Consider the following 14,628-nt stretch of genomic DNA (forward strand, 5'->3'; position numbering starts at 1 on the left):
CCCTCCCCTACCCCCCTCTCCTCTGTCATGGTCCGTGCAGGGGTGGGGACGGGGTGTGCGGCGAAGGGACCGGCGGGTTGCCCGGCGCCGGTCAGGGCTCGGGGTGGGCGTCGACGAGTTCGGGCTCCAGTCCGTCGCTCACCTCGGCGCGGGCCCGGCCGGCCTCGGCGCGCCAGGCCTCGAAGGCCCAGGCGGTGAGGGTGACGACGGCCAGGCCGAGCAGCCAGCCGCCCACCACGTCGCTGAACCAGTGCACGCCGAGCGCGACCCGGGTGAAACCGACCCCGATCACCGAGACCACCGCGACGCACCAGCACAGGGGGCGCCAGGCGCGCGGTACCAGGGGCAGCAGCACCAGCAGCAGGACGGCGAACGACGTGGTGGCCGTCATCGCGTGGCCCGACGGGAAGGAGAAGCCCGGCGCGTGCGCCACCGGATCCTCCAGGGAGGGCCTGGCCCGCTCGACGACCGTCTTGACCAGCAGCCCGATCAGCCCGCCGGCCACGGCCGTCACCGCGGACCAGGCGGCCAGCCGCCAGGCCCTGCGGTACAGCAGCCAGATGGTCAGCAGCGCGACGGCCGTGCGCAGGACGGCCGGGTCCCAGACCCAGTCGGACAGGAAGCGCAGGACGTCGGTCCACGCCGGATGTGTCACGGCCGTGTGGTGCAGTCGCTCGGCGGCGCCCGCGTCCAGGCGGCGCAGCGGCTGCCAGTGGCCCTCGACGAGGACCAGCAGCAGGGCGAAGGGCACCGCGGCGACGGCGGCGACGAGGGCCGCTCCCAGCAGGCGGGCGCCGAATCTGCGGTCGGCCGCCCGACGGCGACGGTCTCGAAGGTGCAGGACCGTGGCTCGCACCACCATGTTCAGACTCCAGGGTCGGGTTCGATCGGATCGGGGCGCAGGGCCCGCGCGGCCTCCAGCTGCGCGGCGAACGCCAGCCCGAGGAAGAGGGCGATGGAGGTCAGGTAGGCCCACAGCAGCAGGGACATGAAGGCGCTGAGCGGGCCGTAGACCGTGTCGAAGGAGCCGCTGATCCGCAGGTACAGGCTCAGCAGCCAGGTCAGTGCCGTCCACAGCACCAGGTACACGGCGGCGCCGAAGGCCAGCCAGGTGTACCCGGGTTGTTTGCGGCGGGGTGACCTGCGGAAGATCACGCTGGCCGAGATGAGTGCGAGGAGCAGCCCGAAGGGCCAGCGCAGTATCTCCCAGGCGGTCCGGGCGTCTTCGTCGAGCCGGTAGACGGTCACCACCGCGGAGGCGAGGTCGCCGCCGGCCACCATGACGATGAAGCCGACTCCGAGGGGCAGTCCGGCGCTGAGGGACATCACCAGGCCGCGCAGGTACTTGTGCGCGAAGGGGCGGTCGCGTTCGTTGCCGTAGATGCGGTTGGCGCCGCGCTCCACCTGGCACATCGCGGTGGTGGTGTTGGCCAGGGAGAAGATCAGGCCGAACCAGAGCGCGATCTTCGCGCCGTCGCCGGCCGTGCGGCGGCTGCGGTCCAGCGCGTCGTCGACCACGTCGGCGCTGGGACCCTCGGCGAGCCGGTGGATCGTCAGTTCGACGACGCGGCCGATGTTCTCGGTGTGCAGCGTGGTGGAGAGTCCGACGAAGGCGATGGCCAGCGGGACCACCGACAGGACGGTCTGCAGGGCGAGGGCGCGGGAGTGGGTGAAGCCGTCGGCGTAGCGGAAGCGCATGAAGGCGTCCCGCAGCAGGGGCCAGCGGCCGTAGCGGCGCAGTGAGGCGAGCGCCTCGTCGGCGGACAGTTCGTCGCCGGTCATGTCACGGGTCTCGGGGACCTTGGTCGCGGTGCCCATGTCACCGGCCTCCGGCGGGCAGCAGCACGGTCAGTGCGCCGGGCCTGACCTCGGCGGTGAGCCGGCGGCCCGGTGCCACCGGGTCACCGTCGAGTTCCCGGGACTGCGGGGTGTCGAAGGCCAGTTCGGCCCGCCGGAACGTGAGGAACTCCACCGGTGCGCCGCTCCGGTCGCCGTCCCGTGCCGTGGTGGTGTCCGCGGCGGACGGCCGGGGCCGCTTCGCACCGCCGCGCACCAGCGTCGCCAGCGCGCGCGTCCAGCCGGCGACGCCGCGCGGGTCGAGGATCAGCAGATCGAGCCGGGCGTCGTCGGGGCGGGCGGCGGGCAGGAGCGTGGTCCCGCCCTGCACGGTCCCGACGTTGCCCATGAGGACCATGCGGGCCGTGCGGCGCACGGCGGGTGCGTCGTCGAGCCGGAGGGTCAGGTGCATCCGCGGGGCGCGCAGGGTGCCGATGCCGGCCAGTACATAGGCGGGCCAGCCCAGGAGGGACTTGGTGCGGTCGTCGGTGTTCTCCATGATCGCGGCGTCGAGGCCGGCGCCGGACATGGCGGCGAAGTGGGTGGCGGGGAGGTCGTCGCCCTCGATGCGGCCGAGGTCGAGGCGGTGGGGGGTGCCGCGCAGCGCGGCGTCGAGCGCGTCGGTGGGGGCCAGGGGCAGTCCGAGGTTGCGGGCCAGCAGGTTGCCCGTGCCGCAGGGCACGACGGCCAGCGGTACGCCGCTGCCGGCCAGGGCGTCCGCGGCCGCCCGCAGGGTGCCGTCACCGCCGCAGACCACGACCAGTTGCGCGCCGTCCTCGAGGGCGCCGGCCGTCTGGCCGGTGCCCGGATCGTCGGCCGTGGTCTCGACGAACACCGGTGCGTGGTGGGCGTGGTCCTCCAGGACCTGCCGCAGCGCTTCGCGGTCGGCCTCCGTGGTCACCGTGGGGTTGAAGACCACTACGGTGCGGCCCGGTTCCGGTGTGCCCGGGCGCTTTCCCGCGCTCGCCGGGGACGGTTCCGGGCCCGCCGCGGCCGGCGCGGTCACGGTGGCGTCGCTGAGCAGGGCTCGGCCGACGATCAGCAGGGACAGGCTGCCGTTGGCCAGCCCGCCGACGACGTCGGTGGGGTGGTGCATGCCCCGGTAGAGGCGGGCGACGGCGACCAGTACCGGCACGACGAGCAGCACGGCGCCGACGATCCGCCGCCACGGCCCGCGGAGCCGGGACAGCGCGAGGACCGCGAGTCCGCCGTAGAGCGCGGTGGCGGCCCCGGTGTGGCCCGAGGTGTAGCTGGAGGTGGGCGGGGAGGCGTCGAGGCGGTGCACCTCGGGCCGGTGGCGGTCCACCGCCTCGGTGATGACCAGGAAGACCAGCGACTGGAGCGACACGGCGACGGCGAGGAAGGAGGCCTGGCGCCACATCGGCAGACGGGGTATCAGGAGCAGTGCCGCGCACGTCAGGACGGTGACGGCGATCACCGTGAGGGTGTTGCCGGCCTCCGACGCGAAGAGGGACAGGGTGGTCAGGGTGCCGGTCCTGGCGTGTTCCAGGCCCTCGTTGACGTCGTCCTCGGCCGTCATCGGCCACAGCCCGCGGGCGGGTCCGGTGATGAGCAGCCCGAATCCCACCATGAACGCGCCCTGGCAGACCGTGAGCGCGGCGATGCGGGCGGCGGTCCGACCGGTGCCCCGGGGCAGCGTGAACGAGCGGCCGGCCGGGTCGGTTCCCGGTCTCTCGCCGGGAAGTTCGGCTGGTCTTTCCGGTGCGGCGGTCGGCATCAGGTCTCCCACGGGTAGGCACGGTACGGCGTGTCGGCCCGGGGTTGTCGGGCCGATGCATCGCCGCCTGCCCCCGATACGGGCGTGCAGACGTGCTCTTGGTGACCTCCTGACGGTGTCGTGGACGTCCGGCGTCCTGCCGCGGCGGTCGGTGTGACGTGCGCGGCGCCGCGTCCGCCCCGGTCCCGGCCGGTTCCCCCGTCCCCGCCGAGGACCGCGATCAGGCCGGTGCCGCCGCCGTTGACACGGTGTCACCCGCCGGCGGGTGCGTCACGGTGGGCGCCGGCGGGATCCGTCCGGGAGACGGCGGGATTCGTCCGGGAGACGGTGGGGCCGCCGGGGAGGTGAGGGGGCGGACGGCGGGCGAGGGCGGCCGGGAAGGAAGGGGCCGCCGGCGCGGCGAGGAGGTGGGTGTGGCCGCCGGAGGAGGTGCGGCGCGGGTGTGCGGCGCGGGGCCGCGGCCGGGTGTCCGCTCCGCTCGCGGCCCCGCGGGCAGGGGTGCCGAGGGCTGGTCACGATCCGCGGCAGCCGCCCGCGGGCGCCTCGCCGCCGGCCGCCGCGGTGACGGACAGGGCGGCGGGGGCGGTGAGTCGGACCGGTTGCGGTGCGGGGGTGCGGCAGCGGCCGGTCTCCTCGGTCCCGGGGGCGTCGGACAGCCCGGTGCCGCCGCGGACCCCGGTCTCGGGCAGGGTGAGTTCGACCTCGTCGGCGGCCTCCAGGGCGCCGGCGCCGTCGGCCCGCGACAGGTCCGCGAGCCCCGTTCACGACCGGTGTGCTCGGGTGTGCTCACACAGGGGTCTCGGGCACAGCCGAAAGACTCGGGTGCCCCTCCCCAGCCGCTCCGTCCGGAGCGTGGAGAGCGGCGTGCACCGTCGGGAAAACGGGGAACAGCGAATCGAGACCGAGAATGTGCCACACCTTCCGGTAGTGGGCACGGAAAGCGGCGACGCGCAGGGTCCCGGCATGGGCGCCGACCACACGCGACAGCATGATGATCATGCTGACGCCCGAGGAGTCGAGGTACTCCACCCGGGAGGCGTCCAGCACCAGAGTGGCCCGGTCCCGGCCGATCAGGCCCTCGCACTGAGCACCGATGAGCGAGGCGTTGTCGTGGTCGACCTGCTCCGGCAGCTCGACGACCACCGTGTCCTGATGCCGCATCCGCACAGTAAGCATGAAAAAACACACCCCCGTCTTGTCCCGATTCCCTCCACCGTGCCCTTTCCCCCGGGCACTGCCACGCGCCTACCCGCAGCTTCGCCCCGCACCCGCTGTTCCGGGAAAACCACTCGAATGCACGAGGGGAGAACAAGGGCGGCCGGCGAGATCCGGACACACGTCCAGGGCGAACGGCGTGGGCGCTCGGCCGGACCCCGGCCGTCGGCCAGGAGCAGATCGGTCAGGAGCAGATACGGGGCGTGCTCGTGAAGGACGTCCAGCCGGGCCGCGGGCCGGTACCCGCGGCGGAAGCGGGCAGCCCGGCCAAGGCCGGTGCCGCCCCGCCGCCCGATCCCGACCGGCCGGCCGGCATGGGGTGACCGCAGGCCGCGCCGTTCGGACGATGCCGTCGTCAGCGACTACGCGTCGCGGCCGTCCCGCAGGGCCTGGACGAGCCAGGGGTGTACCGGGACCAGACCCGGTACCACCTGCCAGCCGTTGACGATCCACACCAGCCGCCAGTACCGGTCCACCTCGGGGTCGTACGCCTCTTCGAACCGCTGGGCCATCCACTCCCGGAACTCCGTGTCGGGGGTGCGCGCGAACACCTCGGCGAAGCGGTGCACGAGGTCGTCGACGAGCGGGGCGGCCCTGTCGCTGAGCGGATCGATGCCCGAGTCCACGGCCTCGGCCACCTTGCGGCGAATGAGGCCCATCAGTTCCTCGCCGGCCTCGCTCTCGATGCCGGGCGTGCGCCCTGCCGCCTGCGCCATGGCCGTCCGGCGCATCCGGGTCCGGAATCCCTCGTCGCCGACCAGCTCGACCAACTCCACCCACGCGGCGACCTGCTCGTCGGACGGATCATCGGGAAGGTCGGGAGTGGCGGCGCGGACCATGGCCACCGCGGCCGGGTCGGCGTCCACCGCGCCGAAGGTGCCGAGGACGAAATCGTCGATCAGACGCCGGCGTTCCTCGCCGGACAGTCGCGTGAGCCTGTGCATGAGCTTGGTCTCCTCGGGATCGGACCCGCGTCCGGCCACGACTCGCAGAACGCTCCGCCGCAGTTGCAGCACCCGGATCTGGACGTCCAGGGCGTCGGCCTGCGCCGCGGCGACTTCCGCCACCGAGAGCTCGCGGTCCAGGACCCGTCGGATCGTGGCCAGGTCCACGCCCAGTTCCCGCAGGGTGCGCAGGAATTCCAGCCGAAGCAGTGCGTCGAGGTCGTAGAGCCGGTAACCGGCGGGACTTCGGGTGGTGGGCGCCACCAACCCCGAGTCGGAGTAGAACCGGATGGTTTTCACGGACAGGCCGGTTCGCCGGGAGAGCTCACCGATCGGGTAAAAGGTCGTGGCGTCCATGTCCCCCACTCTGCGGTCTCCCGCCACTGGAGACTCAAGACCGTCCCCCTCCGGTCCCCGACCGGGAAGGGACCGGCCCTGACGGCCTGCCGCGCGCCGCGCCCGGACATCGGGTGCGGCGCACGGCAGGCACGTGCGCGCCGCACAGGGTCGGTTCGTCCACAGGGTCGGTTCGTCCCCTTGCCTTGCGGCACCGTCCGCACGGGTTCTGCCTGCCCGCCCGCCGCCCCGGCATGAACGGGGCGGCGGGCAGGCGGGTTTCAGGCGGCGGCGTCGAGAGCTTCGTAGACGCGCCGGAGGTAGTCGTGCGTGCGCTGCGAGCCGAGGATCCCCTCGCCGAGGCGGTTCATCGTGTACGCGAACGTGATGCGCCGGTCGAGGTCCATCAGGACGATCGAACCGCCCCGGCCCACCCAGAAGCAGATCGTTCCGGTGGGCATGTGGGGCATCGTCCGGGGGTCGGCGAGCGCGTAGCCGATGCCCCAGCGCACGGGAACGCCCAGGAACAGGTCGACGCCGTCGGCCTGGACGTCGAAGATCTTGTCCACCGTGTCCGGGGACAGCAGCCGCACGCCGTTCGCCTCGCCGCGCCGGGAGATCACGGAGAGGGCGCGGGCCAGGCCCCGTGCGTTGCCGTGCCCGTTGACGGCTCCGAGTTCGGCGCGGCGCCACCGCGGGGTGTCGACGTGCTCGTCGCGGGCGGGGCTGCCCAGCAGCGTCCTGGTGAAGACCGCCTCGGCATCGAGGCCGGCCGGCAGTGCGGGCGGCTGCGGGGGCGGCACCAGCGCGGCGATGCGCGGCCAGTCGGCTTCCCGGGCGCCGATCTGGACGTCGGCGTCCAGAGGCCGCGCGATCTCGGTGTCGACGAACTCCGTCAGGGTGCGGCCGCTGACCCTCCGGACGAGTTCGCCCACGAGCTGTCCCTGGGTCTGCATGTGGTAGCCCGAGGCGCTCCCCGGCTCCCACCAGGGCTCCTGTCGGGCCAGCCGGGCGCTCGCCGTCGGCCAGTCGTACAGGTCGTCCATGGTGAAGGGCCGCTGCCAGCCGGAGAGCCCCGAGGTGTGGGCCAGGACGTGCCGCACCTCGATGTCCTGCTTGCCCCGGGCGGCGAACTCGGGCCAGTAGTGGGCGACCGGGTGGTGGAGGTCCAGCGCTCCGCGGTCGACGAGGACGAGGGCCGCCAGGCTGCTGAGGGTCTTGGTGGTCGACCACAGGCCGACCGCGGTGTCCCGGTGCCACGCAACGGCGCGTGCCTCGTCGGCGTGCCCGCCCCAGAGGTCCACCTCCATGACGCCGTCGACGTCGACGGCGATCGACGCCCCCAGTTCCTCACCGGACGCGAGGTTCGCTTCCAGTGCCGCTCGGACCGGTTCGAACCGGGCCGTACTCGTTCCTTCGACGGTGACCATGGCATTCCCTACTGTGGACGGCGTTCGCTCGCTCACTCAACGGGGTGAGGGGCGGCTTGGTTCATGCCGGTCCGCCGGGACTCAGGACGCCGGGTCCGAAGGGACGCCGCGCCGCAGTACGCGGGCGCACCAGCCGATGACCGCGGCGTTGACCAGCGCCCCGAGGACGACGACGGCCACGACCGTCGCCAGGCCCCCCGGCAGGAGGAACAGCACGAAGCTGGTCGGAGCGGTGGCGAGCAGCGGGAAGACGATCGCCATGGACTCCCCCGAGTCGTCCGTGACGCTCACCAGGACCGCCCACACGAACAGCGCGGCGCAGAGCGCGAGGTAGACCAGGGCGAAGGCGTTGCCGAAGGTGCGGCGCAGCAGACGGGTCAGGGATCGGCGGGAATCGGTCACGGCGGGGAGGTCTCCTGGATCGCGGCGAGTGCGGTGGGTGCAGTGGGTGCAGTGATCGTGGCGGGCGTGGTGGGTGCAGTAATCGTGGTGGGGACGCGGGGAGGGCGGGTGCCGGATGGTTTCGGGCCGCCGGGGCCCTCGTCTCGGCTGCGCGAGAGGGCCGTTGCCGTTCCCCCTCACACGAGGGTGCGCTTGCGCAGGTCAGCAGAACGGAGCCGGGACCGGGACCGGGACCGGCCGGCCGCCGGTTCGCCTCGCTGCCGGGACAAGGCTACGGGCGCAGGTGGGTGGCCCGGCTCCGGCTGGAGGCGGATTCCGTTCTCTTACCCGGGGTGCACAGGCGGCGGGGCCCGGCCGGTGGACACCCGCAGGCGTTCTCCATCTGTGGTGGGACGCGGCAATCATCCGGCCGCCCGAGGAACACGCCGTGCCCCGGCCGTAGTCTCGACCACATCGGGAAGGCGGCCGGCCACCGGCTCCACCGGCGGTTCCGGCGCTCGGTTCCGTGCTTCGCCTCCCGTTCGTTCCTCCCGCGCGCCGCCACGTTCGACGTCGGGCGCTGACCCGGCGCCGACGTGCGGCGCGGCGGCCGCCTCGCCGGCGGGTGCTCGGCCGGGGCCATGCCGCGGGCCGGGGGTGGGCCGGGGGTGGGCCGGGCCGTGCGGGCTCGTCCCGGCCGGCCCGGGGGCGCGCGGATCTGCGGGCGGTGCGGTGCCCGGCGTTCACCGCCCCGCCCGTGGGCGGGACGCCCGGGCAGCCCGGTGGACCGCGGCCGGAGCCGGGTGTGCGCGTGCGGGCGGGCCGCGTGGTTGCGGATGCGGGTGGTCAGGACAATTGTGCGGGACGCGGGGAGAACGGTGACGGTTGTGAGAGACGAGTTCGACTTCGAGTTGTTGGGTCCGCTGGTGGTGCGGCGGGCGGGCGCGGTGCTGGATCCGGGGCGGCGCAGGCAGCGGCTGCTGGTGATCCGGCTGCTGCTCGCCGACGGTCGTACGGTCGCCGCCGAGACGCTGTGCGAGGAGCTGTGGCCGCAGCAGCCGGGGCGCGCACCGGGCGGGGCGACGGCCTCCCTGCACGCCCACGTCAGCAAGGTCCGCGCGGTCCTGGAGCCCCAGCACCTGCGCGGGCGGGGGACGTTCGAGGTGTTGGTCACCAGGCCCGGCGGCTACGCCCTGCGCGTCCCGTCCGAGTGCCGGGACACCGTGCGCTTCGAGCGGGCCGTGGCCCTGACGCACCGGCTGCTGGGCCAGGGGCGGCCCGCGGAGGGGGCGCGGGAGGCGGGCCGGGCGCTGGAGATGTGGCGCGGTGCCGCGCTCGCCGACGCCGCGCATCACCTGTTCGCCGCTCCCGAAGCCGCACGCCTGGAGGAACTGCGGCAGACCACCCGGGAGGTCCGCGCCACCGCCCTGCTCCTGAGCGGACGGGTACCGCAAGCCCTGGCGGCGGCACAGGAACTGACGGTGCGCCACCCGCTGCGGGAGACCGGCTGGGCCCTGCTGCTGCGCGCCCTGTACCTGGCCGGCCGGCACCCCGAGGCGCTGCGGCGCTACGCGGATCTGCGCCGGCACCTCGCCGACGAACTCGGCCTCGATCCCAGCCCGGCGCTGCGCGCCCTGCACGACGGCATCCTGCGCCACGACCTGCCGCCGCTGTCCCCGCCGGGCACGGCGGGAGCGGCGGGCCCGACGGCCGGCACGGCCGCCGTGATCGGTACGGCGGACACGGCAGGCGCGACCGGTACGGCAAGAGCGGCAGACGCGACAGGTGCGGCAGACACGACCGGTACGGCGGGCAGCCGTGGTCCGAGCCGATCGGCAGGATGCGGGGCGCGGGAAGGGCAGGACGAGACCGCGGCCCCCGGCGCGCGGTCCGGCGCCGCGGCCCACGGTGGCGTGTCGCGCGCGCCGGTCTCCGACGCGACGCCGTCCGGTGCGAGCGCCGGGGCGTCCGCCGGTTCGGCGGACGGGTCCGGGGCGAGCGGTGACCCGGTCGGGGGCGCCGGTGGAAGCGAGGCGCCACGGGTGGCGCGCCCGAGGCAACTGCCGGGTGATCTGCCGGTGTTCGCCGGGCGGACGACCGAGAGCGCGTGGCTGTCCGCCGTGAGCGGTGCGCCCGGGCGGCCGGGGCCGGCCGGTGCCCCCGTCGTCGTCATCGGCGGCGCCCCCGGTGTGGGCAAGACCACCTTCGCCGTCCACCACGCCCACCGGATCGCCTCCTCCTTTCCCGACGGACAGCTCTTCGTGAATCTGTGCGGGTTCCATCCGCACGCGCCCGCCGTGGAACCCGGCGACGCCCTGCACGGCTTCCTCACCGCTCTCGGCGTCCCCGCCCAGCGCATCCCCGAGGGCACCACCGACCGCGGCACGCTGTTCCGCAGTCTCCTGGCCGGCCGACGCGTCCTGCTCGTCCTGGACAACGCCCGCGACGAGCAGCAGGTACGCCCCCTGCTGCCCGCGGGAACCGACTGCCTCACCCTGATCACCAGCCGCAACCGGCTCGCCGGTCTGATCGCGACCGACGGGGCCAAGCCCCTCACCCTCCCCCTGCCCTCCCCCGCCGAGGCCCACCAGGCACTGGAGCGACGACTGGGAGCGCGGCGCCTGGCCGCCGAACCCGCCGCCGCGGCGGACATCGTCCGCCTGTGCGGGCGGCTGCCCCTGGCCCTCGCCGTGGTCGCCGCCCGCGCCGAACTCGACCCCGCCTTCCCGCTCCACGCCATCGCCGACGACCTGCGCGAGGCCCACGGCGGCCTGGACGCGTTCACCGGCTTCGACACCGCCACCGACGTGCGGGCGGTGTTCTCCTGGTCCTACCGTTCCCTGGACGAGCCCACCGCCCGCCTCTTCCGCCTCCTCGCCCTCCACCCCGGACCCCACGTCACCGCCGCGGCCGCCGCCGGCCTCGCCGGGCTCCCCCTGCCCCGGACACGCCTGCTGCTGGACCGGCTGACCCGTTCCTGCCTCGTCGAACAGCCCCGGCCCGGCCGGTTCGCCCTGCACGACCTGCTGCGCGTCTACGCCGGTGAACTCACCCACACCCACGACGACGCCGGTGAGCGCCGGGCGGCCACCCTCCGGCTCATGGACCACTGCATGTTCACGGCCCACGGGGCCAACCTGCTGCTCAAGCAGGCCTCCTCGCCCGAGCTCGACCTCGGCTCCCCCCGTGCGGGCGTCGTCCCGGAAACACTCACCGGCGTGGAGGAGGCGAACCGGTGGTTCAGCGCCGAACACCGGGTCCTGGCCGCCCTGCTGCACACCGCCGTCAGCCAGGGCCTGGACCGTCACGTCACCGGGCTGGCCTGGTCGCTGCAGGAGTACCTGAACCGCCAGGAATACTGGCCGGAGGCCGTCACCGCGCTGACTCCCGCCCTGGACGTGGCCCGGCGCCGGGGCGACCGCCTCGAGGAAGGCCGCTGCCTGCGCCACCTCGGCAGCATCCACGGCTACCTCGGCCACCAGGAACAGGCCCTGCGCCACCTGCGGGACGCCACCGCGATCTTCGAGGAACTCGACGTGGCCGCCGAGCAGGCCCGTGCCCACTACGGCACGGCGTGTGCGCTGTACCTCTTCGGCCGGATCCCGGAGGCCGTGGCGTTCTCCGAGCGGGGGCTCGCGCTGTCCCGGGTGGCGGGCGACGAACTGTGGACGGCCGAATGCCTCAACGAGCTCGCCTGGTTCCACTCCAACCTGGGGCAGCTCGAGAAGAGCCTCGTGTACAGCGAGGAGGCCCTCGCCATGTTCGAGGTTCTGGACGCCCCGTGGCAGCGGGCCCAGAGCTGGGACTGCCTGGGCTACGCCCTCCGCCGGCTCGGCCGGTACGAGGAGTCGGTGGCCACCTACCGGCGGGCGCTGGAGGCGTTCGGGGAGCTGGGGGACCACCGGAACGCCGTCGGCGTGCTGACGCGGCTGGGCGACACCCTCCTGGCCATGGGTGACCGGGAGGCCGCCCGCGTGCACTGGGTCCGCGCGCTCGCCGACGCCGAACAGCGGGCGTTGTCGCCCAGCGCCCAGCAGGTCCGGGACCGGCTCGCCGCCCTGGACGCCGAGGCGGACCCCGTCCCCGTCGTGCCGGAGCGGGTCGTCGGCAGCCATCGGGTCCCGGTCCCGACGAGTGGTGATCCCGCTCAGGGGCTCCGTCCCTCGGCGCGGGGTTAGGGCGTGTCCGACAATTGCCGCCGGGCGGGTCCGCCGGCGGCCGTCCCCGTCCTCTCCTCGTCCCCGGCGTGCGTGCCGGGCGGCACCGGCGGGCCCGTCCGGCGGCCGGCCGCGTCCTCCCCGGAGGGGCCCGGGCGAGGGCCGCCGCCGGGCCCGCCGCATCCGTCCCCGGCGGCGGGCGGCCGGCCGCCGCCGGTCACTTGGCCAGGAAGGCGAGCAGGGCGTCGGTGACCTCCTGGGCGTGGGTCCACAGCAGGCCGTGCGGGGCGCCTTCGACGACGACGTACTCGGCGTGCGGGAGTGCCCGGCGGAACGGCTCGGCGGTGGCCTCGATCGGCAGGATGCGGTCGGCGGTGCCGTGCAGGATCAGCGCGGGTACGTCGATCCTGGGAAGGTCGGCGCGGAAGTCGGTGGTCCAGGTCGCCACGCAGGCCAGGGAGGCGTACCAGGAGGCGCCGGCGGCGACGTTGAAGCTGTTGCGGACGGCCTCCTCGCCGATGCGGGTGCCGAGGTTCTCGTCCAGGTTGTAGAAGTCCTGGTAGAACGCGGTGAAGTAGGCGTAGCGGTCGGCGGTGACGGCCTGCTCGATGCCCTCGAAGACGCTGCCGTCGACGCCGTCGGGGTTGTCGTCGGTCTTGAGGAGGAAGGGTTCCAGGGAGGCGAGGAAGGCGGCTTTGGCGATGCGGGCGGAGCCGTGGGTGCCCAGGTAGCGGCCGACTTCGCCGGTGCCCATGGAGAACCCGACCAGGACCGCGTCGCGCAGGTCCAGGGTCTCCAGGAGGGTGTGCAGATCGGCGGTGAAGGTGTCGTAGTCGTAGCCGGTGGTGGGCCGGCCGGAGCGGCCGAAACCGCGCCGGTCGTAGGTGATGACGCGGTAGCCGGCCCTCAGCAGGGCGGCGGCCTGCTTCTCCCAGGAGTGACCGTCCAGCGGGTAGCCGTGGATGAGCACGACCGGCTGCCCGCTGCCGTGGTCCTCGTAGTACAGCTCGATCGGGGTGGAGTTCTCCTGGCCGACGGTGATGAACGCCATGGTGGTTGCTGCCTTTCGTGAAGGGGGACGATGCGGGAGGTGTGCGCGGATGGGGCGTGGTGCCGGTCAGCGGACCGTGCGGGCCGCCTGCTCGACGATGCGGGTGACGGCCTCGGGCCGGGAGACGGACACCGCGTGGGAGGCGTCGACCGTGGTGGTGCGGGCGTGGGCCCGCTGTGACATGAAGCGCTGGGCGGCCACGGGGATGTTGAGGTCCTCGGTGGTGACCAGCGACCAGGAGGGGATCGTCTTCCAGGCGGCCCGGGTGGAGGGCTCCTCCAGCGCGGCGGCGGCGATGGGACGCTGTCCGGCGGCCATCAGCCGCGCCTTGTCCGCGGGGACGTCCGCGGCGAACTGCCGGCGGAAGGCGTCCGCCTTGATGTGGACGTCGGCGCCCCGGCTGCCGTCGGGCAGGGTGTAGTTCACCGACTCGACCGCCCGGCCGAGGGTGCTGCCGGGGAACTTGTTCGTCAGGCCCAGCGCACTCTCCCCCGCGTCGGGGAGGAACGCCGCGATGTAGACCAGCGCCTTGACCTTGTCCTCCAGGCCTGCGGCGGCCTGGCTGATGACGGTGCCGCCGTAGGAGTGGCCCACCAGGACCACCGGCCCGTCGACGTTCTCCACGACGCTGCGCAGGTAGGCGGCATCGGTGGCCGGACCGCGCAGCGGGTTGGCCGCGGCCACCACCGGGTAGCCGGCGCGCTGCAGGCGCTCCACGACCCCGTCCCAGCTTGAGGAGTCGGCGAACGCGCCGTGCTCCAGCACGATCGTCGGCCACTGCTGGTGGCGGGGGGTGGCACCGGCCGCACCGGGAAGGGTGACGGCCGTGACGGACAGGCCGACGGCCGCGGTGACGCCGAGCAGGGCGAGCCTGCGGCTCGGGCGGGGCAGGCGGGTGAAGCGCATGATGGACGTCCTTCGGATGGTGGTGCTGTTCGGGTGGGGGCGGCGCAACGGACGGGGCGTCACCGGACAGGGCGGCGTGTGCCGTCGTCGCGGACGGTCCGGGGGACCCGGCCGTCGTGCCGTCTCGCGGGGAGGGCCGGGCCGCGTGGTGCGGCCGGCGTCAGGGGACGTGGCGGGTCAGCGGATCTGGAGGATGTACAGCGTCCGGCCCTCGACCTCGCGGATGCTCGACCACTTGGGCATGGTCTTCACCTGGTCGCCCAGGATCATCTCGATGTCGTTGTTGCCGGACGTGACCCTGTAGACGTCGGGGAGCTGGGGGGCGATGACACCCGCGTTGGCGTAGCACGCGGTCCGCCGGCCGCCGTCGTACCAGACCTTGACGAAGTCGGTCCGGTCGCCGCAGCCGGTCTGATTGGTCGCGGCGGCCGGGAGGGCGGGCAGCAGAGCCGTCGTGGCTCCCGCCGTCAGGACGAGCGCGACGCGTGCGAGGGGGCGCTTCATGGTGGGGCTTTCCTTCCGTGGTGGTGCGGTACTGCGGAGCAGCACCGTTGACGCCCGGCCGTCCCCCTTCGCTGTGCGTGCGACAGGGACGGCCGGTGGCGCAGGAGGTGAAACGGGTGGGCGGCCCGGC

Annotated in this window: 11 protein-coding genes; 1 reads left to right on the plus strand and 10 read right to left on the minus strand. The window is 74.1% G+C overall.

The window, feature by feature from the left end; all coding sequences use genetic code 11:
* Window positions 1-91: 91 nt before the first annotated feature.
* The 7 genes from ACF09K_RS16070 to ACF09K_RS16100 all read right to left on the minus strand — a co-directional run bounded on the left by ACF09K_RS16070 (window position 92) and on the right by ACF09K_RS16100 (window position 7,901).
* Window positions 92-862 (minus strand): phosphatase PAP2 family protein, encoded by a 771-nt coding sequence (locus ACF09K_RS16070; RefSeq protein ID WP_392243984.1) that lies wholly within the window; start codon window positions 860-862, stop codon window positions 92-94.
* Window positions 863-864: 2 nt separating this feature from the next.
* A complete protein-coding gene (locus ACF09K_RS16075) occupies window positions 865-1,818 on the minus strand; it encodes a YihY/virulence factor BrkB family protein (RefSeq protein WP_392243986.1) in 954 nt (317 codons plus the stop codon).
* A 1-nt stretch (window position 1,819) separates the two neighbouring features.
* A complete protein-coding gene (locus tag ACF09K_RS16080) occupies window positions 1,820-3,574 on the minus strand; it encodes a diacylglycerol kinase family protein (RefSeq protein ID WP_392244525.1) in 1,755 nt (584 codons plus the stop codon).
* 786 nt (window positions 3,575-4,360) lie between these two features.
* Window positions 4,361-4,735 carry an STAS domain-containing protein gene (locus ACF09K_RS16085; protein WP_392243987.1) on the minus strand — a complete coding sequence of 125 codons (375 nt, stop codon included), beginning with the start codon at window positions 4,733-4,735 and terminating at the stop codon, window positions 4,361-4,363.
* Window positions 4,736-5,151: 416 nt separating this feature from the next.
* Entirely contained in the window at window positions 5,152-6,090 is a 939-nt protein-coding gene (locus tag ACF09K_RS16090) for a MerR family transcriptional regulator (protein WP_392243989.1), read from the minus strand.
* 260 nt (window positions 6,091-6,350) lie between these two features.
* On the minus strand, window positions 6,351-7,499 hold the full coding sequence (locus ACF09K_RS16095; RefSeq protein ID WP_392243991.1) for a serine hydrolase domain-containing protein: 1,149 nt from the start codon (window positions 7,497-7,499) through the stop codon (window positions 6,351-6,353).
* A gap of 81 nt (window positions 7,500-7,580) precedes the next feature.
* Entirely contained in the window at window positions 7,581-7,901 is a 321-nt protein-coding gene (locus tag ACF09K_RS16100; RefSeq protein WP_392243993.1) for an SCO4225 family membrane protein, read from the minus strand.
* Window positions 7,902-8,758: 857 nt separating this feature from the next.
* Here ACF09K_RS16100 and ACF09K_RS16105 point away from each other — a divergent pair.
* Complete coding sequence (locus ACF09K_RS16105) at window positions 8,759-12,058, plus strand: BTAD domain-containing putative transcriptional regulator (RefSeq protein WP_392243995.1); 3,300 nt, start codon at window positions 8,759-8,761, stop codon at window positions 12,056-12,058.
* A 196-nt stretch (window positions 12,059-12,254) separates the two neighbouring features.
* Here ACF09K_RS16105 and ACF09K_RS16110 read toward each other — a convergent pair whose 3' ends face one another.
* The 3 genes from ACF09K_RS16110 to ACF09K_RS16120 form a co-directional block, all read right to left on the minus strand.
* On the minus strand, window positions 12,255-13,088 hold the full coding sequence (locus ACF09K_RS16110) for an alpha/beta fold hydrolase (protein WP_392243997.1): 834 nt from the start codon (window positions 13,086-13,088) through the stop codon (window positions 12,255-12,257).
* 66 nt (window positions 13,089-13,154) lie between these two features.
* Window positions 13,155-13,994, minus strand: coding sequence for an alpha/beta fold hydrolase (locus ACF09K_RS16115; RefSeq protein WP_392243999.1), 840 nt, complete (start codon window positions 13,992-13,994; stop codon window positions 13,155-13,157).
* Between the two features lie 177 nt (window positions 13,995-14,171).
* The gene (locus ACF09K_RS16120; RefSeq protein ID WP_392244001.1) at window positions 14,172-14,498 is read right to left on the minus strand and encodes a beta/gamma crystallin domain-containing protein; all 327 of its coding nucleotides are present in this window, start codon (window positions 14,496-14,498) and stop codon (window positions 14,172-14,174) included.
* Window positions 14,499-14,628 lie beyond the last annotated feature (130 nt).

The sequence above is a fragment of the Streptomyces sp. NPDC014882 genome (assembly GCF_043081325.1).
Lineage (GTDB): Bacteria > Actinomycetota > Actinomycetes > Streptomycetales > Streptomycetaceae > Streptomyces.

What these genes read in the sequence shown, in the direction of transcription:
- ACF09K_RS16070 (WP_392243984.1), bottom strand. Translation starts at nt 862, where the DNA reads ATGGTGGTGCGAGCCACGGTCCTGCACCTTCGAGACCGTCGCCGTCGG.
- ACF09K_RS16075 (WP_392243986.1), bottom strand. Translation starts at nt 1,818, where the DNA reads ATGGGCACCGCGACCAAGGTCCCCGAGACCCGTGACATGACCGGCGAC.
- ACF09K_RS16080 (WP_392244525.1), bottom strand. Translation starts at nt 3,574, where the DNA reads ATGCCGACCGCCGCACCGGAAAGACCAGCCGAACTTCCCGGCGAGAGA.
- ACF09K_RS16085 (WP_392243987.1), bottom strand. Translation starts at nt 4,735, where the DNA reads ATGCGGCATCAGGACACGGTGGTCGTCGAGCTGCCGGAGCAGGTCGAC.
- ACF09K_RS16090 (WP_392243989.1), bottom strand. Translation starts at nt 6,090, where the DNA reads ATGGACGCCACGACCTTTTACCCGATCGGTGAGCTCTCCCGGCGAACC.
- ACF09K_RS16095 (WP_392243991.1), bottom strand. Translation starts at nt 7,499, where the DNA reads ATGGTCACCGTCGAAGGAACGAGTACGGCCCGGTTCGAACCGGTCCGA.
- ACF09K_RS16110 (WP_392243997.1), bottom strand. Translation starts at nt 13,088, where the DNA reads ATGGCGTTCATCACCGTCGGCCAGGAGAACTCCACCCCGATCGAGCTG.
- ACF09K_RS16115 (WP_392243999.1), bottom strand. Translation starts at nt 13,994, where the DNA reads ATGCGCTTCACCCGCCTGCCCCGCCCGAGCCGCAGGCTCGCCCTGCTC.
- ACF09K_RS16120 (WP_392244001.1), bottom strand. Translation starts at nt 14,498, where the DNA reads ATGAAGCGCCCCCTCGCACGCGTCGCGCTCGTCCTGACGGCGGGAGCC.